Raw genomic sequence first — 20,332 nt, forward strand, 5'->3', positions numbered from 1 at the left:
ATCTGCCCGTCACCCGGCCATCATGCTCGAGCACGGTGCCGGTGGCAGCCACGCCTGCCCTGATGTTACCAGCCGTCATCCAGCCGCAGCTGTGCAGGCGGCGACCAGCCCGCCTGCCCCGCCAGAAACTGCGCCGAAGCGTGGATGATGGCCTGCCTCTGGTCTGCGGGCATCTTCGCCAGGGTCCGATAAGGCAAGGCCATGCGTGGGTTGCGAGCCAAGGTGGCCTCGTTCTCGATCAGGAAATTCCAGTAGAGATAATTGAAGGGGCAGGCGCGTGCGCCGAGCTTTTGCTTTGGATCAAAGGCGCAGCCGGGGCAGTAATCCGACATGCGGTTTATATAAGCGCCCGAGGCCGCATAGGGCTTTGACCCCAGCCGCCCGCCATCCGCGTGCATCACCATGCCATGCACATTCGGCAATTCCACCCATTCAAAGGCATCGGCATAGACGGCCAGATACCAGTCCTCGATCTGCGCAGGGGCAACCCCGGCCAGCAGCGCAAAATTGCCGGTGATCATCAGCCGCTGGATGTGATGGGCATAGGCGGTGCGGCGGGTGGTGCCAATACACTCCGCCATGCAGCGCATCGGCGTGTCACCCGTCCAATAGAAGCCGGGCAAATCACGCTGGGCATTCAGGTGGTTGCTCTGCGCATAGGCGGGCATTTCGGTCCAGTAGATGCCACGCACGAATTCGCGCCAGCCCAGGATCTGACGGATGAACCCCTCGGCAGCATTGATCGGCACAGCGCCCGCCTGAAACGCGGCTTCGGCACGGGCGCAGACCTCGCGTGCGGTCAGCAGCCCGCAGTTCAGATAGGGCGAGATCAGGCTGTGGAACAGGAAGTCCTCGCCCGCCTTCATCGCATCCTGATAGTCTCCAAAACGCGGCAGGCAGGTGGCGATGAAGTGATCCAGCGCCTGAAGCGCCGCATCGCGGGTCACGGCCCAGCCAAATGGCTCCAGATCGCCAAAATGGTGCCCGAACCGCGCTGCCACCAGATCCAGCACGCTGCGGGTGAGGGCGTCCGGGGCAAACCGCAGCCGCGCAGGCGGACGCAGGCCGCGCGGCAAGGGTTTGCGATTGTCGGCATCAAAGTTCCATTGCCCGCCCTGCGGCACCTGCCCCTGCATCAGGATCCCGGTGCGGCGGCGTATCTGGCGGTAGAAGAACTCCATCCGTCCGGTCTTGCGGGCCTTGGTCAGGGCGGCAAAGTCGCCCCGCGTACAAAAGAATCTGTCATCGGCTCGGATCTCCACCGGCAGCGACAGGGCGTCGGCCCAGCCCTGCATCATCTGCCACACCCGCCATTCGCCGGGTTCGGTGAGCACGATGCCCGAGGGCGCATGGCGGGCAACGGCGCGGGCCAGTTCGCCGCCAAAGCTGTGGCTGTTCGCAGGATCGTCCAAGAGGACGTAATCGACCGTGATCCCCTCGGCGCGCAGCGTTTCGGCAAAATGGCGCATCGCCGACAGAAGGAAGGCAATCTTCTGCTTGTGATGCGGCACATACTGCGCCTCTGCAGCCACCTCGACCATCAGCACCACATCCTGCGCCGGATCGAGGTCGGTCAATGAGGCAAGGCCCCGTGTCAGCTGATCGCCCAGAACAAGGCGCAAGTGCCGCGTCTTTGGCATGTTCATTCCCCCGTCCTTGCCGGTTGTCCCGTCAGAGCGGCAATCTGGCCCGAGCCTGCGGCACATCAAGGGCAGCGGGCTATCCGCCCTCGGCGCGCAACCAGTCGCGGAACATGCGCATACCGACGCTGGGCGGCTTTGCGCGCGGCCAGGTCAGCCAATAGCGGCCCGCCTGCACTTCGGTGGCAAAGGGGCGGCACAGCTGCCCCGCAGCCATCTGCCGGGCAAACATCGGCACCGGCAACAGCGCAACGCCCAAGCCCGCCGCCGCAAGATCCGCCATCGCGATGGAGGAATCGAGGATCGGCCCCTGCACATCCGGGCACGCCGCCCCCGCTGCCGCAAACCAGCGCGGCCATTCATCGGCGCGGTAAGACCGCAACAGCGGCAGCCGCGCCAGATCTTCGGGCCGGTGCAGATTCTGCGCCAGCGCGGGGCTGCACAGCGGGCTCATCGGTGCGGCAATGCCCGGCATGGCCTCCAGCCCCGGCCAATTGCCCTCGCCAAAGCGGATGGCCATGTGCAGCCCCTCTTTGGCGATGTCGATGCGGTTGTTGTTGGTGAACACCCGCAGACTGATGCCCGGATGGCTGGCCTGAAACCCCGGCAGCCGTTCGATCAGCCAGCCGACGGCGAAGGTGGTCACAACGCCCAGATGCAGCGTTTCCTGATAGCGCCCGTCGCGCATCCGGTCCAGCAAGGCGCCGATTTCATCAAGGTTGCGGGTCAGCACCGGATGCAGCGCCGCCCCCTCATCCGTCAGCATCAACCCGGTCGAGGCGCGGGTGAACAGGGTCAGACCCAGCAGATCCTCAAGCCGCTGGATCTGCTGGCTGACAGCGGCCTGGGTCACGCGCAACTCGATGGCAGCGCGGGTAAAGCTGCCCTGACGGGCCGCCACTTCAAAGGCGCGCAGGCCGTTCAACGGAAGGTCGGGGCGATCCATGATCATAACTTCATATTATAGGATGGGTAAATATTTGTCGTTTGCGGGCCTGTTTTACAAGCTGTAAATGGTCGAGGCGGGCAAAGACGCCCAAGATCAAACCACAATCATAAGATTTTCTGCCGCCCTGCCTTGCAGGGCCGGACGGCCCGCGCATGTCCGGGCGGCAGGAAACGGAGACAAGAGGCCAAGATGCAGATCCTTCTTTCCCTTCCGTTTATGGCAGCGCTGGCACTGGCGCTGCCGCTACAGGCAGAAACCGTGACCGAGGCCGCCATGGCCGTTGAAGCCGACCTGGGCGGCCGCGTCGGCACGCTGCTGCGCGCGCCGGGGGCAGCACCGCTTGCCGCATGGCAGGCGGATGACCGTTTTCCGCTGTCCAGCACCTTCAAGGCCCCGCTCTGCGGCGCGGTGCTGGCGCGTGTGGATGCGGGCAGCGAACAGATGGACCGCGTGATCCCCTACACCGCGCAGGATCTGGTCAGCCATTCGCCCGTCACCGAAACGCGCGCGGGCAAGGGGATGCGCGTGGCCGATCTCTGTGCCGCGACCATCACGCTCAGCGACAATACCGCCGCCAACCTGCTGCTGGACACGGTGGGCGGTCCCGAAGGGTTCACCGGATTCCTGCGTTCCATCGGTGATATGACCACCCGGCTGGATCGCCAGGAAACCGCGCCGAACGAAGCTCTGCCCAAGGACCAGCGCGACACGACCACGCCGCGCGCGATGACCGACACGCTGGAGGCGCTGCTGTTCTCGGGCATCCTCAGCACCGAGTCCCGCACGCAACTGGAAAGCTGGATGCAGCAGGATCAGGTCGCAGGCGCGCTGATCCGCGCCAGCCTGCCCGAAGGCTGGACCATCGCCGACAAGACCGGCGCGGGCGGGCACGGCGCGCGCTCCATCGTGGCCGTGATCCGCACGCCGGACGGCACGCCCTGGCTCGCGGCCATCTATCTGGCCGACAACAGTGCAGACATGGACAGCCGCAACCGCGCCATCGCCCGGATCGGGGCGGCAATGGTGGAGGAGATCCGCGCGAACTGACCCGCGCCGGATGCGCGGCAGACCCAGCCCGACCGGCATCAGCCGGGCAACAGCAACCTGCCGCGCATCTGATTGCGTTCCACCACCGTCTGCACCAAGCCGCGAAAGACATCTTTCACGGCGCGGGCAGACAGCGAAAGCTCTGAAAATTCGTGCCAGACGAAAGACAGCGTGCGTTCGATGCCTGGGTTGACGATGCGCGAGGCAACCAGAAGCCCGGCCTCGATTTCCATGGCGAAGGCCGAATAGGGCACAACCGTATAGGCGGCTCCGCTCAGCGCGATGCTGCGGAACACCGACAGCGAGTCCTGCTCCACCACCACATTGAGCCGATGGCCGATGCGGGCGGCAGTATGTTCCAGTTCAATGCGCAGCTGGTTCTTGCGGCCCCCCATCACCAAGGGCACGCTCTGAAGCGCGGCAAAGTCGATCACCTCGCCCGCGCCCTCTGGCCGGTTGCGCCCGACAAGATACAGATCCTGCGCCAGCACGGGTTCCGAGGCGGCACCGACAAGGGTCGAGACATTGGGCAGCAAGCCGAAATCCACCTGCCGCGAGGTAACGAGCGTATCGCTTTCGACGCGCAGCAGATCAAGGATCACAAGCTTGATCTGCGGATGCGCCTGCCGCACCGCCCAATAAAGCTGCCCCGCCAGCAGGGGCGCCGCCGAGGCGGCCAGCACCACGCGCACCTCGCCCGTCAGGCTGGAGGAGGCATTCACCGTTTCTTCGCGCACCTGATCGACATGCCGGAACAGCGACAGCGCGCCCTCATAAAGCCGCGCGCCCGCCTCGGTCAGGGTAACACCCTTGGTGCTGCGCTCCAGCAAGGGCAGACCCAGTTCCTGCTCCAGCATACGGATATGCGCCGAGAAGGCGGGCTGCGCCAGACGGACATTGCGGGCGGCGGCCGAGATGCTGCCACTGCGCGCGGCCTCGATGAAGTATCTCAGATGGTCCAGCCGCATGGCGATGCCTATCGTGGTTTCGTATGGATACTATCGTGAAGTAATATTTTCGCGATACCTTTTTGTAAACTATTCTTGATGCAAGGCAGACTCTGCCACAGCAGCAAGGCGAACACAGATGCAATACAGCGCAGCGATCCGCAGCATTTTTGGCACCAAACCCGGCGCGGCCCCGCTGTTTTCGTTCTGGAGCCATTTTCCCGACGCCGATCTTGACGCCGAGGCGCTGGCCGAAGCGACGGTGGCCTTCCAGCGCCGGTTTGATCTGGATTTTGTCAAGACCGCGCCCAACGGCATGTATGCCGTCGAAGATCTGGGCGTGCGGGTCGATTTTTCCGAGGTGCCGCGCGGCGGCGTCGCCACGGTGGTGGAAACCCCCTATGACGCGCCGGAGGCCTGGGCCCGGCTGCCGGAACCCGATCTGACGCGCGGCGCGCTGGCCCGCGAATTGCACGCGCTGCGGCTGATGCGGGCGGCCATGCCCGGCGTGCCGATTGTCTTTACCGTGTTCAGCCCGATGACCATCGCGGCCAAGCTGAGCCGTGGCAGGATCCACGCGCAAATCGCAGCGCGCGTGTCGATCGACGCGGTGCATATCGCGCTGGACCGGATCGCGCGCAGTGTCAGCGCGCTGTCACAGGCGGCCCTTGCTGCCGGGGCGGATGGGGTGTTTTTCGCACATCAGGATACCGGGCGGCATCTGCTGTCTTACGATGATTTCTGCGAATTCGTGGCCCCCTATGACATCGAGGCGCTGATCGGCGCGCAGCAGGGCCGCTTCAACATCCTGCATGTGCATGGCGAACAGATCCGCTTTCGCGCGATTCAGGATTATCCGGTGCACGCCCTCAACTGGCACAATTGGGAAACCCGGCCCAGCACCGCCGCAGGGATGCTGACATCGGGCAAATGTATCGTGGGCGGGGTGGATCGCTGGTCCATCACGCAAAACGATGTGCCCGCCGTGCAGCGGCAAATTCTGGAAACCATTCGCGCGGTGCGCGGGCATGGCGATCTCATCATTGCGCCAAGCTGCGCCATCCGCGCCGGATTTTCCGAGCAGACCATGCATGCCGTGCGCGATTTCGTCCGGGGACTGGGCGAAACCGGCACCGCGCAAAACGAAGCGGCCGCGTGACCGGCCCTGATGCCGGTGCCGTGACCAACTCCACAGACCCTGATACCGTGGCGCCCAATGATCACGGAAGGCCGGGCTGCCTGCCGCCAAGAAAGATCAAACCCGACAGCAAGAGGATCAGATGAAAACCACAAACCTGCTTCTTGGTTTTGCCCTTGCGGCAACCATCGGCCAGCCCGCACTGGCAGACTATCCCGAAAAGCCCATCGAGATGATCGTGGCCTTCGCCCCCGGCGGCGGCACCGATGTGGCCGCGCGCTCCATCGCCATGTTCATGGAAAAGCATCTGGGCAATGGTGCCTCGATTGCCGTCATCAACAAGCCGGGGGCGGGTGGCGAAATCGGCTGGACCGCCCTGTCGACCGCCGAACCCGATGGGTATACCATCGGCATGATCAACCCGCCTTCGTTCGTGGCGCTGGCGGTCGAGGGCAAGGCGAAATACACGATGGATGATTTTCAAACCATCGGGAACATCGTGCTGGATCCCGGAATTCTGGTTGTCGGCAAGGACAGCCCCTATGAGACGCTGCCCGCGCTGGTCGAGGCCTCGAAAGCAGCACCTGGGGCCATCGTGGTCGGCACTTCGGGGGCGGCGGGGTCTTCCGAACATATCGGCATCCTGAACCTGAACCGCTCGGCGGGCACCAGCTTCACCCCGGCCTTCTTCGGTTCCACAGCGCCGGTGCGGCAGGCCCTGCTGGGCGGCCATATCCCGGCAGCGACGATGAACCTGTCGGAAGCGCTGCCGCTGGTGCGCAGCGGCGACATCCGCCTGCTGGGCGTCATGTCGCCCGAACGGTCGGCCTATCTGCCGGATGCGCCAACCTTCAAGGAACAGGGGTTCGACCTGATCGTGACCGCCTCGCGCGGGCTGGCTGCCCCGGCAGGCACCCCGCCCGAAATGGTCGAAAAGCTGCAAATGGCGCTGAAGGCCGCGATGGAAGACCCCGAATATCTGAAAACCGCGCAAGAGGCGGAAATCCCGCTGGCCTATCTGGATGCGCCCTCCTACCGCGCGCTGATTGACCGCATCACCGACGAGCTGGCCGAAACCTGGAAGGTGACCCCGTGGCGCTGAGTTCCTCCCCCTCCCGGCGCCAGGGAGAGCTGGGCTTTGCGACGGTGCTTCTTGCCGTCGCGGGCCTGTGCTTCATCAAGGCCGCCGCCTATCCGGGTGCCAGCGGCACCTATCCGAAAGTGCTGTCGATCCTGCTGGGCATAGGGGCCTTGCTGGCAATTCTGCGGGCGCTGCGCCAGACGGATGCCGAAAGTCACGTGCCGCTTGTCACCAATCCGGGGCGCTGTCTGCTCGGCTTTGCGGCACTGGCGATCTATGTCGGGGCCATTGACCTGTTGGGTTATATCCTGCCGAGCTTTGCGCTGGTGCTGCTGCTGCCCCTGCTGCTTGGCTACCGCGATCTGCGCATGACACTGCTGTCAGCGGCGGGCGGGCTGAGCTTCATCCTGCTGGTTTTTGCCGTTATCCTTGAACGCCCGCTGCCTGCGGATCTGTTCGACCCGGTGCTGGAGATGCTGCGATGATCGACGCCCTTCTGAGCGCATTGCCCCATGTGATGGATCCCGCCAACCTGTTTGCCGTTCTGCTGGGCACGGTTGCCGGTCTTCTGGTGGGCGCACTGCCGGGATTGACGGTGACCACGGGCCTTGCCGTGCTGATCCCGCTGACCTTCGGCATGGATCCGCTGTTTGCCCTTGGCATGATGGCGGGCATGTATAACGGCGGCAGTTATGGTGGCGCGATCCCGGCCATTCTGCTGCGGGTGCCCGGCACGCCCGCCTCGGTCGCCACGCTGCTGGATGGTTACGAGATGACCAAACAGGGCAAGGCCGCCTATGCGCTTCAGGTCGCGGTGGTGTCGGGTGTCATCGGATCGGCCCTGTCGGCGGTGTCGCTGATCGTGTTTGCGCCCTGGCTGGTGAAGGTCAGCCTGATGTTCGGACCTGCCGAATATTTCTGGGTGGCCCTTCTCGGCCTTGCCACAGTTGCCTCGCTGCTGGGCGACGACTTCCTGAAAGGCCTGATGGCGGCCATTCTCGGCCTGCTGATCGGCACCATGGGCACCGATCTGGCGACCGGCACCGAACGCTACACCTTTGGCCGGCTGGAGTTTGCCGACGGTCTGGATATCGTGGTGCTGCTGACCGCGCTGTTCGCCATCCCGCCGGTGATCCAGATGATCGAGACGGCAAGCCATCAGGGCATGCCCAAGGAATTGCTGAACCTGCGTAAGCAAGGGTCGGTTCTGCGCGAGTGGCGGCGTTATCTGCCGGTCTGGTCGCGGTCGTCGGTCATCGGCATCATCATCGGCATCCTGCCGGGCGCGGGTGGTTCGATGTCCTGTTATCTGGCCTATAACGATGCCAAGCGCCGCTCGTCCGAGCCGGAGACCTTTGGCAAGGGCAATCCCGAAGGCGTCGCCGCCTCGGAATGTGGCAATGGTGCCGATAACGCGGCCTCGCTGATCCCGGCCCTGTCGCTGGGCATCCCCGGATCCGGTGTGGCGGCGGTCATTCTTGGCGGGTTGCTGGTGCATGGCCTGCGCCCCGGGCCGCAGCTGTTCACCGAACATCCCGATGTGGTCTATGGCTTCATGCTCCAGATGCTGCTGTCGGCCTTCCTGCTGGTGCTGGTGGGTGGATTGGCGGCGACGCGGATCTTTGGTCAGGCCCTGCGCCTGCCGCATGTGGTGCTTGCCCCCCTGATCCTGCTGTTCGTCGCCATCGGCGTCTATGCTGTGAACAATGCGATGTTCGACCTCTATCTGCTGCTGGGCATCGGCGTCTTCGCCTATGTGATGGAACGGCTGGATTACCCCAGCGCCCCGATCATTCTGGGTGTCATCCTTGGCCCGATTGCCGAAAGCCAGTTGTCCCTTGCCCTGACGATTTCGGGCGGCCATCCGCTCGCGCTGGTCTCCTCGCCCATGTCGATCATCGTCGTGGCATTGACAGTGTTCATCCTGAGTGTGCCCCTGTGGGGCATGTGGAAGGCGCGCCGCGTGACGGCAGGCTGACCAAGGGCGGGGGCGGCGATGCCCCCGCGCATCCACCCCTTATCGAAAGACCCAAAGCATGACCCCGATCTCTACCAACGCCGCCCCGGCTGCCATTGGCCCCTATTCGCAGGCCATCGCCATCAACGGCCTGCTTTTCGTGTCGGGGCAATTGCCGATCGACCCGGCGACCGGCGCCTTTCCCTCGGACGATCCGGTCGATCAGATGCGCCAATGCCTGAAAAACATCGCCGCGATTGCCACGGCGGCGGGCACGGATCTGCACCGCACCGTCAAGACCACGGTGCTTGTGCGCGACCTGTCGCGCTTTGCCGAGATCAACGCCGCCTATGCCGAGGCGTTTGTGGCCCCCTACCCCGCCCGCGCGACCTTTGAAGTCTCTGCCTTGCCCAAAGGCGCGCAGATCGAGGTTGATGCCGTCATTGCCCTGCCCGGAGCCTGACATGATGCCGGATCACTGTTTCACCGAATGTCTGCCCTCTGGCGCAAACCCGATCCGCGACTGGGGCCGCCACGCGATCGAGCTGTTGTTGGGTGATGCCCGCCGCTCGGCCGATACCCACATGATCAAGCCCGTGTTCAAGGGCCTGCCGGGGATCTCCATCTATTTCAAGGATGAAAGCACACATCCCACCGGCAGCCTGAAACACCGGCTGGCGCGCTCGTTGTTCCTCTATGGCATCTGCAATGGCCGCATCGGACCCGAGACGACGCTGGTCGAGGCTTCGTCCGGCTCCACCGCCGTGTCCGAGGCCTATTTCGCACATCTGCTGGGGCTGAAATTCATTGCCGTCATGCCCCGGTCCACCAGCCATCAGAAGGTCGCGGCAATCCAGCAATTCGGCGGGCAATGCCATTTCGTCGATCACGCGGGCGAGGTGTATGCCGTGGCCGAACATCTGGCGCGCGCGGCGGGCGGGCATTATCTGGACCAGTTCACCAATGCCGAACGCGCAACCGACTGGCGCGGCAACAACAACATCGCGCAAAGCATGTTCGACCAGATGCAGGCCGAAGCCGAACCCGTGCCGGATTGGGTGGTGATGAGCGCGGGCACCGGCGGCACCTCTGCCACCATCGGGCGGTATATCCGCTATCGCAATCTGGAAACCCGGCTTTGCGTCGTGGATGTGGAAGGCTCGGCCTTCTATGACGCCTGGCGCAGCGGCGACATGGGTGCAACCGCGCCGGGCAGCCGGATTGAGGGCATCGGGCGGCCCCGGGTGGAGCCGTCCTTTATCCCCGGTGTGATTGATCACATGATCCGCGTACCGGATGCGGCCTCCATCGCGGCGGCGCGTGTCTTGTCGGAACGGCTGTTCCGCCGGGTGGGCGGATCTTCGGGGACCAATTTCTATGGTGTTCTGTCGATCGCCGCACAGATGCGGCGCGAAGGGCGGGCGGGCGCGCTTGTCACGCTGATCTGCGACAGCGGCGACCGGTATGGCGCCACCTATTTCAACGATGACTGGCTGGCGCAGCAAAAGATCGACATTGCCCCCTGGCGCGCCCAGATCGAGGATTTCCTGGATCACGGCCGCACCTTGCCGGTCTGACGGAGGCAACATGCGTGTTCTGATCCTCGGCGCGGGCGGTGTGGCCTGCGCCATGGCCACGCTGTTGCATCAGGCCGGTCATCAGCCGGTGCTCTGGTCGCCTTCGGGCCGGGGCACTGCCGATCTTTTGCAGCAGGATTTGCTGGCGCGCGGCGCGCTTGAAACCCGGTTCCGGGTGCAGGTGGCCTCTGATCTGGCCGCAGCCTTGCGTGAAGCGCAGGCCGTGGTGCTGGCCTTGCCCGCGAACGGGCATCGCCGGGTGATGGATCTGGCGCTGCCGCATCTGGAGGCCGGGCATACGATCATCGTCAGCGCGCAATTGTCGCTGGGGGCGGCCTATCTGCATCAGGCACTGGTGCGGCGCGGGGTCGAGGCCACGGTGATCGGCTGGGGCACGACGGTGGTGATGGGCCGCCGCACCGGCCCGGCCGAGGTGCAGATCGGCGGCATCCGCCCGGCTGTGCCGATGGCGGTGCTGCCAGAGGTGCAGGGCGCGCAAGGCCTTGCCCTGTGCCGCAGCCTGTTTGGCGCCCGCTTTCAACTGGCAGCAGGCCTGCTGGACATCGCGCTTGGCAACCTCAACCCGCCGGTACATCTGGCCAATGCGCTGTGCAATCTGACGCGGATCGAACGCGGCGAGGTCTGGGCGAATTACGATGGCCTGACCCCCGCCGTCGCGCGGCTGATCGAGGCGCTGGACCTTGAACGGATCGCGGTGGCCCGCGCCTTTGGCTGTGCGGCGCGCACGGTGCAGGACCATTTCCGCATGACCTTTGATCTGCCACACGGGCTGTCCTTGGCCGAGATGGCGGCGCAGGTTCACCAGCGGCGCAAGGGGCCGCCCGGCCCGACATCGCTGACCACCCGCTTCATCACCGAAGACGTGCCCTTTGGCATCGTGGAAATTATCGCGCTGGCAAACCATGCCGCCGTGGCAGTGCCGCTGCATGAGGCGGGCCTGCGCATGATCAATGCGCTGTGCGGCCAGACCTTCGAGCAGATGAACGATCTGCTGTCGGAGGGGTTGATCACGGCTTTGGTGGCGGCGCGGCGTTAACCCGCGCCACACTCGGCCAGGATTGGCAGCATCAGCGTGATATGCCTGTCAATCCGCGCCAGCACCGCCGCAGGAATGGCGGCGCGTTCCGGCAGATGCCACCATTCCGCATTCACCCGCGCCGCCGTTGCGGCGACGGCGGCCAGCACGGCAGGCTCCGGCAGTCTGGCGCGATTGGCAAAGGCCTTCCAGCGCGAGGGTGTCAGTGCCTTGAACGACCGCTCACCGCCCAAAGTCAGCGCCATGCCATCCGCCGGAAGATAGGGCACGGTCGACAGCATGTCATAGATCGGTGACAGCGCGGGCGGCCCGTCGCCCTCGGGATAGATCAGCGACCAGTTCTTCAGGTGCATGTCGCCATTGCCCGTCACGGCGCAGAGCGCGAGCCTGCGCACGAAATCCAGCGCCGCCGCAGGCGATACCGCCATGGTCAGCGCGGCGGCAATGTCGTGATAGGCCGCGCCGTCATATTTGCGCGAGGGATACAGGCCGAACACCTGCGCAAAATCCTCGATATGCCGCCGCCGCCCGCCCTGCCCCCGGTCGAAGCGTTTCACCAGCAAGACCTTGCCATCTGACAGGGTATCGAATTCTTCGGGGATGCCTTCGAAATCGGCCTTGTCGACCAGTTCCCGCGCAGGCACATCCATGCCAAGCGCCGCCGCCAGTGCCAGATTGGCATATTCATTTTCCGCCACGCCGGGGAAGGTGAGCGAGGGGAATTTGGCGATATACTGGCCCTGCCCATCCTCCAGCGGCAGGGTCAGCCCACCGCCCTTTCCGGTATTTTTCATCACCGAAAGCTTCATCTGCACCCCCGCAAGCGAGAAGCGCAGCCTGGGGGGCTGTGGGGCCTGTGCAGACGCCACGGCCCGCGCACCCTCAGTTGGCACAACCCGCACCGCCCCCGGAAGATCGGCCCCCAGCGCCGCCAGCAGATCGAAATCATTGCCAGGGCGCACCGAGGCCGCGTGGTGTTTTTCCATCGCCTCGCGGAGTTTCTCCTCGGGCAGCAGGTTGGCGAAAAACGCGGGCAATGCGCCTGCCAGCGGCCTTGGATCCCTGCGCAATCCACCTGTTGCGGCCCGCAAGGACAGGCTCAGAACCGGCGTGCCCCCCGTTGCGCGATAGGCCGGATCAAGGCTGAATGCGTTGAAATCGCCCGGCGTTCTGACGATCGTGCCAATCTTGCAGGCGTTCAGATAGACATCCAGCGACTGAACCCTGTCAGCGGCGTGAGAAACCGGGGCCATGATCCTCCTCCTCGGGCTGAGGGGCGAAGGCGGGCAGATCATTCGCATCCTGCGGCTGCAACAGCGACTGAACCGCAGGCATCAGGGCCTGAGGGATCAGCATCAGTTCCAGCCCCAGCGCCCGCGCGATATTCAGCAGCGTGGTCATGCGCGCGGCGGCGGCCCCGGTTTCAATGTCCCGATACCTTGGCCGCGACAGCCCTGCCAAATCCGCCACCTGCTCTTGCGTCAGGCCGACAGAGAGCCGCGCCTGCCGCAGCAGCGCGCCGATGTGTTGCAAGGCTTCGGGTCTGGCGGTCACAAAGATACCTTTACGATTTATGCGGCCAATAAATGATACGTTAAGGTATCAATTTTCAGGAAAAAGTCAATCAATGATCTGCTTACAGATCTTTTTGAAGATAATGATGCGTAAACGGATCATATCAGGCCCCAAGGCCCTGCTCCTTCCGATCAACAATGCAGAGCAAAACCTGACAGAGCATGTGGCGTGCCAACGGCGGGAAGGCTGTGACAAACCGCCACAGCTGATCCTATCATGCCGCGCAGCCCCATGCGTGAAAGGAACAGGCGGATGTGCCGTATCCTCGCCAGTGAAGACCCGTCACATCACGAAAGCCATACCCGATCCGTGCGGCTGAACGGGCAAAGCACCTCGATCCGGCTGGAACGCGCATTCTGGCAGATCCTCGACCGGATCGCCGAGGATGAGGGCGCATCGACGCCGCAAGTGCTGTCACAATTGCACAGCGAGGTGCTGGAGCTGCGCGGCGAGGTGCGCAATTTCACCTCGCTGCTCCGCTGCGCGTGTTTGCGCTGGCAAGGGGCCGAGCGCAGCGGAAGAACCGGCATGGTAGTAGCGTGATACCACCCCGGCGGCAGGTTCGGCGGCTAGTCTGCGCCGTGGAATCACTGGCTGGCGCCCACCGGGCCAGTATCAACGCGCCAAAAGAAAACTCCATGACAGACAGGATGGAATACATGTAAACTTGACGACAAGGCGACAGCACAAAGACAAAAAACGACCGGGCGGCGGGATCGGGGAGGATCGCAAGGCCACGGGAGACGACATCAGGACATCGGGGAGGATGACCATGGTCGACATCATTTCGAAACGCGACGGCCCGCGCCGCGAAGACGCCGCCGCCCGCCGCATGATCGAAGCCAATCGCGGCACCATCACGCATCTGGCAGACCGGCTGACCCAAGGCGGCTATAGCGCCAGCAAAGCCGCCAAGGCCGCCGCGCAGCAAGCCCCGCAGGCAGACGGCAAGATGATCCACGATCTGTCCCCCGCCGGACGGGCCAGCGTTGGATCAGGGGTTGCCCGCGTCAAGGTCAGCCTCAATGACCGGGTTGTGGCCTATGATGACGGATCGGGGCGGCAATTGCATCTGCTCGGCCAGATCCGCCGTCAGGACGGGTTTCGTTATTTCGCACTGGCCACCGTGGAAAACGGCTTTCTGAGCGGTCTGCCGCCAGAGGTTCTGGCCCCGCTTGCCGAACTGGATGGCCAGATCATTGATGCCGCCTGCCCCGAAACGCTGCTGTCCGCCGAAATCGCAACGCGCCTCGGTTATGCCTGACGCCCCGGTGGCGGCGCAGGGCAGCGGGATTTGGAATGCCAGACTGGGCCTGTGGCCCTCCAGCCAGAATGGATGCCTCGGATGACTGAAGCAACCACCGGATTTTCACCGCCCGCCGGGTTGCCCGATACCTGGTTCGATCAGCGCATGACGATGCGCGCCTGGGAAGACCTGCTGACCTACCGCGATCTTGAGCGCACCCGCAGTGCCGGGGTGCGCAGCGAGATTCTGGAATCCTGGTGCCGCAGCCTTGAACTCGGGATTGACGCGCTGGCCGATTTTGCGCCGCTGGATCACGCGGATGAACGGCTGACACAGGCGCGCGAAGAAAATGCCGCCCTGCGCAGCGCGGCCCGCCTGCCCTTTGCCAAGATCGGTGCGCTGCTGAGCGAGGCAGACGCGCTGCTGATCCTCACCGATGCCAAGGGCATGATTCTGGACCAGATCGGCGATTGCCGGACTCAGGATGCGGCGCAGGCCATCCACCTCATTCAAGGCTGCGCCTGGGACGAGGCGATGATCGGCACCAATGGCATCGGCACCGCACTGCGCACCGGGCAGCCGGTGGTGGTGCATGGGTCCGAACATTTCTGCCAGGGCATCAAGGGCTGGACCTGTGCCGCCGCCCCGATCCGCGACCCGTTCGACCAGCGTGTTCTGGGCGCGGTCGATCTGTCCGGCCCGCCGGGCATTTTTCGCCCCCATAACGTGGCCCTTGTGGCAGCCGTGGCGCGGGAGATCGAAGTGGCGCTGGCCGAACGGCAAGAGATGGAGCGGGTGCGCCTGCTGGAAGCCTTTCTGGATACCGGGGCCAGCCGCAGCAAAACCGATGGCGTGGTGATCCTCGACCGGATCGGGCGGGTGATCTATCATCGGCAAAGCCCGGCGCGGCGTGGCTGTGATCTGGCGCTGGGGCGGCAGTTGATCGCCCTGTCCGATGCGATGAGCGATGGCGACATTGCCAAGGCGCTGCCGCCGCCGCTGCGGGCCAGTGGCGTGAACCGGCTGATGCTGGATGGCGCCTTCAGCGGTGCGGCGCTGATCCTGCCATCGAACCCGCGCGCCGCCTTGTCCGCTGCTCCCGTGGCCCCCACGGCCCCGGTGCGCATCGCCCCGCGCGCAGGCACCGAAGAAGAAGCCTTGCTGATGATCGGCACCGCGCCGAAATATCTGGAGGCGATGGACCTCGCGCGCCGCGCCGCCGCGGCGGGTGCGCCGGTGTTGATACAGGGCGAAACCGGCGCGGGCAAAGAGCTGTTCGCCCGGCTGGTTCACGCGGGCAGTGGCCGCAAATCCGGCGCGCCTTTCGTGACGGTGAATTGCGGCGCGATCTCTGTCGATCTGTTCGGGTCAGAGCTGTTCGGCCATGTGGCCGGGGCGTTCACCGGCGCGGCGCGGGATGGCAAACCCGGCAAGTTCGAGCTGGCAGACGGTGGGGTGCTCTGCCTTGATGAAATCGGGGAAATGCCGCTGGAATTGCAACCCTATCTGCTGCGGGTGCTGGAACAGCGGGCGATCTACCGTGTGGGCTGTGCCAAGCGCAGGCCGGTGGATGTGCAACTGGTGGCAATGACCAACCGCGATCTGGGGCTTGAGGTGGAAACCGGGCGCTTCCGCCGCGATCTGTTTTACCGCATCGGCACGGTCACCATCGACGTGCCGCCCCTGCGCGAACGCGGCTGCGACATTCCGGTTCTGGCTACGCATTTCAACCAGCGGGTCGCGGCCCGGCTGGGCCGCCCGCCGCTGACGCTGGACGATGCGGTGATGGAGCAGCTTCTGGCCTATCGCTGGCCCGGCAATGTGCGCGAATTGCGCAATCTGTTCGAGCGGCTGCACCTGATGTCGGTGGACGGGCAGGTGACGCTGGAAGATCTGCCGCGCAATATGCAGACCCTGCCAGAGCCCCCCGCCGTCCCGGCAAAAGCCGTGATCGAACCGGATCCGGTCAGCCTGACGGATATGGAATGTCAGGCAATCCGCCGCGCTTTGGTCAGCGAGGCCGGCAATATGACACGGGTCGCCGCCGCTTTGGGCATCTCGCGCCCGACGCTGTATCGCAAACTGAAGCTTTACGGCATCCGTCGCACCTATGAATAGCGGCGGTCGGGAACCGATCCGACGCTGAGGTCATTCACCCATCGCCGCAGAGACAACGGCGCAACGGGCATGGTGGTTTTATGGCGACGACACTCGCGGTGGTGGGCACAGGCCCGACTGGCATCTATGCCTTCCGCAGCCTGATCCGCCACAGCACGCCTTTGGTGATCTGGCTGTTTGAAAAGGGCGAAAAAGCCGGGATCGGCATGCCCTATTCCCCCGAAACCGCCAGCAAGGCCATGCTGGCCAATATTGCCAGCATCGAAATCCCGCCTGTCGTCACCCCCTATCTCGACTGGTTGCAAGATCTGCCGCAGGCGCGGCTGTCGTCTTATGGGCTTGCAGTGGACGAGCTGGATGACCGGCAATTCACCCCCCGGCTTCTGCTGGGCGAATATTTCCGCGACCAGTTGATGACATTGGTCGATCATGCCCGCGCAGCAGGGCACCAGATCGAGATCCGCGAGAAAACCGAAATTACCGATCTTGTCGCGCAAGAGGGCAAGGTGATCCTGCACAGCGCGAACGGGCCGCTGACCCAGCGCTTCAACCGGGTGATTGTGGCGACAGGCCATGTCTTTCCCGAAGCCGAAGAGGCGAGCCGCACCTATTTTCCCAGCCCATGGTCCGGCCTGATCGACGCCGAGATTCCGGCGGCGCGGGTGGGGATCATGGGCACCTCGCTCAGTTCGATTGATGCGGCGATGGCGGTGGCAAACCAGCATGGCCGCTTTCACCGCAAGGGCGAGGATCTGACCTTCAAGACCGATGCCGATGGGTTGAAAATCACGCTCATGTCCTGGACCGGGGTTTTGCCCGAGGCGGATTTTTATTGCCCCCTGCCCTATCTGCCGCTGCAAGAGATGACGGATGCGGCGCTGGCCCGATGCCTGTCTGCGCCCCGGCCCTATGACGCGATCTTTGATCTGTTCCGCGCCGAAATCCTGCAGGCCGATCCGGCCTATGCCACGCGGATCGGCATTGCCAAGCTGACCGCAGACAGCTTTCCCGATGCCTATTTCGCCGAACGCGAAGCGCAGGATCCGTTCCGCTGGGCCCGCAAGAACTTGGCCGAGGTGGAATATAACAAGGCGCATGAAATCACGGTGCCCTGGCGCTATGCCATCCTGAGGATGCATGAAAAGATCGACGCGGTTGTGGCCGATCTGCCCGAGGATGATCGGGAGCGGTTCGATACGGGCCTGAAAAAGGTGTTCGTCGACAATTACGCCGCCGTGCCGTCAGAATCGATCCGCCGGTTGCTGGCCTTGCGGGATGCGGGCGTGCTGGAGGTTCTGGCGCTTGGTGACCCCTATGATCTGGATCGCACGGGCGAGAAAACGGTGATCCGGGCCAAGGGCAAGACCCTTGTCTTTGACATCTTCATAGATGCGCGTGGGCAAAAGCCGCTGACCACCGAAGATCTGCCCTTCCCGCATCTGCGCGACGCGCTGCTGGAGGCCGGGCAGGAGATCCCCGAGGTGGATGATGCCTATCAACTGATCGGGGCCGAGGATTTTGCCGGACGCATCTCGTTTGGGGCCCTGCCCTATCTGATGCACGACAAGCCTTTTGTGCAGGGCATCACCGCCTGCGCCGAGATTGGCACCGCCATGGCGCGCGAGATCCGGCAGGATGCCGCGCGCCGCAAGCGCCGCCGCTGGGCCTAGACTGGCTCAGCGCAGCGCGGCGCAGGCCTCGGCGATCCGGGTGCAGGCGCGCTGCAACTCGGCCATCGAAGTGGCATAGGAAATGCGGAAATAGGGGGCCAGACCGAAGGCCGATCCCGGCACCACCGCCACATCGCGTGCCGTCAGCAGATACCGCGCGAAATCGGCATCCGTTGCGATCACGCTGCCATCGGGCGCGGTCTTGCCGATCGCCCCGGCACAGCTGGCAAAGGTGTAGAAGGCCCCTTCGGGCATCCGGCAGCTGAGGCCGGGAATGGCATTCAGCGCGCCCACCACATAGTCGCGCCGCGTCTGAAAATCCGCGCAACGCTCTGCCACGATGCCTTGCGGCCCGGTCAGCGCCGCCAAAGCCGCCGCCTGACTGACCGAGGACGGGCACGACGTCGACTGGCTTTGCACCACGGCCATCGCCTGAATCAGCGCGCGCGGCCCGCCTGCATAACCGATCCGCCAGCCGGTCATCGCATAGGCCTTGGAGACGCCATTCACCGTCAGCACCCGGTCCCGCAGGGTCGGTTCCAGCGCTGCCGGTGTCACGAACGCAAAATCGCCATAGACGATCTTTTCATACATATCATCGACCATCAGCCAGACATGGCGATGGCGCAGCAAGACATCCAGCAGCGGGCGGTAATCGGCGGCGCTGTAAGCCGCACCCGACGGGTTGGAGGGCGAGTTCAGCATGACCCAGCGGGTTTTGGGGGTGATGGCCGCCTCAAGCGCCGCTGCCGTCAGTCGGAACCCGTCTGCCTCGGCGCAGGGGATCAGCACCGGCGTGCCGCCCGCAATTTCGACGATGTCGGAATAGGACACCCAATAGGGCGTCGGGATGATCACCTCGTCACCGGGGTTCAGCGTGGCCATCATCGCATTATACAGCACCTGTTTTGCGCCGGTGCTGACGGTGATTTCATCCAGCGCGAAATCCAGCCCGTTGTCGGTGCGGAATTTGTCACGGATCGCCTGTTTGAGCTGGGGGGTGCCATCCAGTGCGGTGTATTTGGTTTCCCCTGCCCGGATCGCGGCAATCGCCGCCTCCTTGATATGGTCGGGCGTGTCGAAATCCGGCTCTCCGGCGCCCAGCACGATCACATCCCGGCCCTGCCGTTTCAGCGCATTGGCCATGCCGGTGATCTGAAGAATGGTCGACACCCCGATGGAGCTGATCCGCGTGGCGGGATGGAACGGGGCGGCGGTATCTTGCATGGGTCTGACCTCGGCTGTGGGGGTGATCGCCCCGGCCTCATTCGCCAGACGCATCACCGCCCCACAAAGGCACCAGTCATTTCAGCATTTCAACCGATTTATAGGCATTGATTCATTCCTTATGGGAATGGTGAAGCACTCAGCGGTCTGGCGCGGTTTCCGCAAGGATCCAGTCACGGAACGCCACCAGCGGCGGGTGGCTGGCGCGATCAAGCGGCCAGCACAGATGATAAGCCTCGCTATTCTGCATCGGCAGATCCAGCGCCGGCACCAGCTTGCCCGCCGCGAGTTCCTCGGCAATCAGAAAGGCCGGGATCAGCGCCACCCCCAGCCCGGCAATCGCGGCCTGCGCCAGGGTGGCGAACTGATCGAACAACATGCCATGCACCCCCTCAGCATCCGCCTGATAGAGCCGCAGCCAGCGCTCCCACGCATCGGGGCGCGTGGTCAGGTGCAGCAGGGGGGCCGCCCGGATATCCGCGGCCTCGGCAAAGCCGTATTGGTCGCGCAGCATCGGGGCACAGACCGGCAGCACAGTTTCGGGGCGCAGCAAGGCCATGCCGGTGCCCGGCCAGTCCTGCTGACCAAAGTGGATCGCGGCATCAATCGCCTCGTGCCGGAAATCGAAGGCGCTGATCCGGGTGATCAGGTTGATGGTGACGCCCGGATAAGACGACAGAAAGCGCGGCAGGCGCGGGGCCAGCCAGCGGGTGCCGAAGGTCGGCAGGATGGCCAGTGTCAGCGTGCCGCCCATCGGATTGGCCCGCAGATTGAGCGAGGCCGCCGAAATCTTGTAAAGCGCTTCGCGGATTTCGCGCGCATAGGCCTCGCCGCCGAAGGTCAGGCGGATGGTCTGCCGTTCGCGGTGAAACAGCGCCACGCCCAATTGTTCCTCCAGCGCCTTGATCTGCCGCGAGACGGCACTTTGTGTCAGCGACAGTTCCGCCGCCGCCGCCGTCACCGATCCGGTGCGCGCAGCAGCCTCGAAAGCCGCCAGCAGGGGCAGCGAGGGCAGGAAACGGCGGGGCGCGCGCATGATATTCCGATTGTGAATGAGGTGTTGAGCAAAAGTCGCTTCTCTTGCGGCGATGTTCAAGCCAGAA

General features: G+C 64.3%; 19 protein-coding genes. 12 read left to right on the forward strand and 7 right to left on the reverse strand.

Features of this window, described 5'->3' with window-relative positions; translation table 11 throughout:
* Positions 1 to 65: 65 nt before the first annotated feature.
* The gene (locus KM031_RS19590) at positions 66 to 1,640 is read right to left on the reverse strand and encodes a cryptochrome/photolyase family protein (protein WP_215505729.1); all 1,575 of its coding nucleotides are present in this window, start codon (positions 1,638 to 1,640) and stop codon (positions 66 to 68) included.
* A 79-nt stretch (positions 1,641 to 1,719) separates the two neighbouring features.
* Positions 1,720 to 2,586, reverse strand: a complete 867-nt coding sequence (locus KM031_RS19595) for a LysR family transcriptional regulator (RefSeq protein WP_215505560.1) — start codon at positions 2,584 to 2,586, stop codon at positions 1,720 to 1,722.
* A 192-nt stretch (positions 2,587 to 2,778) separates the two neighbouring features.
* On the opposite strand from KM031_RS19595, the gene bla reads away from it, so the two are divergent.
* Positions 2,779 to 3,636 (forward strand): class A beta-lactamase, encoded by an 858-nt coding sequence (gene bla / locus KM031_RS19600; RefSeq protein ID WP_215505561.1) that lies wholly within the window; start codon positions 2,779 to 2,781, stop codon positions 3,634 to 3,636.
* Between the two features lie 38 nt (positions 3,637 to 3,674).
* On the opposite strand, the gene KM031_RS19605 is transcribed toward bla, so the two are convergent.
* On the reverse strand, positions 3,675 to 4,604 hold the full coding sequence (locus KM031_RS19605) for a LysR family transcriptional regulator (RefSeq protein WP_215505562.1): 930 nt from the start codon (positions 4,602 to 4,604) through the stop codon (positions 3,675 to 3,677).
* 118 nt (positions 4,605 to 4,722) lie between these two features.
* On the opposite strand from KM031_RS19605, the gene KM031_RS19610 reads away from it, so the two are divergent.
* The 7 genes from KM031_RS19610 to KM031_RS19640 all read left to right on the forward strand — a co-directional run bounded on the left by KM031_RS19610 (position 4,723) and on the right by KM031_RS19640 (position 11,393).
* Positions 4,723 to 5,742 (forward strand): uroporphyrinogen decarboxylase family protein, encoded by a 1,020-nt coding sequence (locus KM031_RS19610; RefSeq protein WP_215505563.1) that lies wholly within the window; start codon positions 4,723 to 4,725, stop codon positions 5,740 to 5,742.
* A gap of 121 nt (positions 5,743 to 5,863) precedes the next feature.
* Positions 5,864 to 6,823: a tripartite tricarboxylate transporter substrate binding protein gene (locus tag KM031_RS19615; RefSeq protein ID WP_215505564.1), complete on the forward strand. Its 960-nt coding sequence runs from the start codon at positions 5,864 to 5,866 to the stop codon at positions 6,821 to 6,823.
* Positions 6,814 to 7,287 (forward strand): tripartite tricarboxylate transporter TctB family protein, encoded by a 474-nt coding sequence (locus KM031_RS19620; RefSeq protein WP_215505565.1) that lies wholly within the window; start codon positions 6,814 to 6,816, stop codon positions 7,285 to 7,287. The genes KM031_RS19615 and KM031_RS19620 overlap by 10 nt, the downstream gene beginning before the upstream one ends.
* The gene (locus tag KM031_RS19625; RefSeq protein ID WP_215505566.1) at positions 7,284 to 8,780 is read left to right on the forward strand and encodes a tripartite tricarboxylate transporter permease; all 1,497 of its coding nucleotides are present in this window, start codon (positions 7,284 to 7,286) and stop codon (positions 8,778 to 8,780) included. Before KM031_RS19620 ends, KM031_RS19625 begins: the two co-directional genes overlap by 4 nt.
* 58 nt (positions 8,781 to 8,838) lie before the next feature.
* Positions 8,839 to 9,222 carry a Rid family detoxifying hydrolase gene (locus tag KM031_RS19630; protein ID WP_215505567.1) on the forward strand — a complete coding sequence of 128 codons (384 nt, stop codon included), beginning with the start codon at positions 8,839 to 8,841 and terminating at the stop codon, positions 9,220 to 9,222.
* Between the two features lies 1 nt (position 9,223).
* Positions 9,224 to 10,336: a PLP-dependent cysteine synthase family protein gene (locus tag KM031_RS19635; RefSeq protein WP_281417276.1), complete on the forward strand. Its 1,113-nt coding sequence runs from the start codon at positions 9,224 to 9,226 to the stop codon at positions 10,334 to 10,336.
* Positions 10,337 to 10,346: 10 nt separating this feature from the next.
* Positions 10,347 to 11,393, forward strand: a complete 1,047-nt coding sequence (locus tag KM031_RS19640; RefSeq protein WP_215505568.1) for an NAD/NADP octopine/nopaline dehydrogenase family protein — start codon at positions 10,347 to 10,349, stop codon at positions 11,391 to 11,393.
* Here the strand turns inward: KM031_RS19640 and KM031_RS19645 are convergent.
* Together KM031_RS19645 and KM031_RS19650 are read right to left on the reverse strand one after the other, a co-directional pair.
* A complete protein-coding gene (locus KM031_RS19645; RefSeq protein WP_215505569.1) occupies positions 11,390 to 12,646 on the reverse strand; it encodes a type II toxin-antitoxin system HipA family toxin in 1,257 nt (418 codons plus the stop codon). The two genes, KM031_RS19640 and KM031_RS19645, sit on opposite strands and share 4 nt — an antisense overlap.
* Positions 12,621 to 12,947 (reverse strand): helix-turn-helix domain-containing protein, encoded by a 327-nt coding sequence (locus KM031_RS19650; protein WP_215505570.1) that lies wholly within the window; start codon positions 12,945 to 12,947, stop codon positions 12,621 to 12,623. The genes KM031_RS19645 and KM031_RS19650 overlap by 26 nt, the downstream gene beginning before the upstream one ends.
* Before the next feature lie 273 nt (positions 12,948 to 13,220).
* Between KM031_RS19650 and KM031_RS19655 the strand changes: the two genes are divergently transcribed.
* The 4 genes from KM031_RS19655 to KM031_RS19670 all read left to right on the forward strand — a co-directional run bounded on the left by KM031_RS19655 (position 13,221) and on the right by KM031_RS19670 (position 18,002).
* A complete protein-coding gene (locus KM031_RS19655) occupies positions 13,221 to 13,511 on the forward strand; it encodes a ribbon-helix-helix domain-containing protein (RefSeq protein ID WP_215505571.1) in 291 nt (96 codons plus the stop codon).
* 229 nt (positions 13,512 to 13,740) lie between these two features.
* The gene (locus tag KM031_RS19660; RefSeq protein WP_215505572.1) at positions 13,741 to 14,232 is read left to right on the forward strand and encodes a hypothetical protein; all 492 of its coding nucleotides are present in this window, start codon (positions 13,741 to 13,743) and stop codon (positions 14,230 to 14,232) included.
* Positions 14,233 to 14,313: 81 nt separating this feature from the next.
* A complete protein-coding gene (locus tag KM031_RS19665) occupies positions 14,314 to 16,332 on the forward strand; it encodes a sigma-54-dependent Fis family transcriptional regulator (protein WP_215505573.1) in 2,019 nt (672 codons plus the stop codon).
* 80 nt (positions 16,333 to 16,412) lie between these two features.
* Entirely contained in the window at positions 16,413 to 18,002 is a 1,590-nt protein-coding gene (locus tag KM031_RS19670; protein ID WP_215505574.1) for an FAD-NAD(P)-binding protein, read from the forward strand.
* 6 nt (positions 18,003 to 18,008) lie between these two features.
* Here KM031_RS19670 and KM031_RS19675 read toward each other — a convergent pair whose 3' ends face one another.
* Positions 18,009 to 19,229 (reverse strand): pyridoxal phosphate-dependent aminotransferase, encoded by a 1,221-nt coding sequence (locus KM031_RS19675; RefSeq protein ID WP_215505731.1) that lies wholly within the window; start codon positions 19,227 to 19,229, stop codon positions 18,009 to 18,011.
* Between the two features lie 139 nt (positions 19,230 to 19,368).
* Positions 19,369 to 20,265, reverse strand: coding sequence for a LysR family transcriptional regulator (locus KM031_RS19680; RefSeq protein WP_215505575.1), 897 nt, complete (start codon positions 20,263 to 20,265; stop codon positions 19,369 to 19,371).
* Positions 20,266 to 20,332 lie beyond the last annotated feature (67 nt).

Source organism: Gemmobacter fulvus (assembly GCF_018798885.1).
Lineage (GTDB): Bacteria > Pseudomonadota > Alphaproteobacteria > Rhodobacterales > Rhodobacteraceae > Gemmobacter > Gemmobacter fulvus.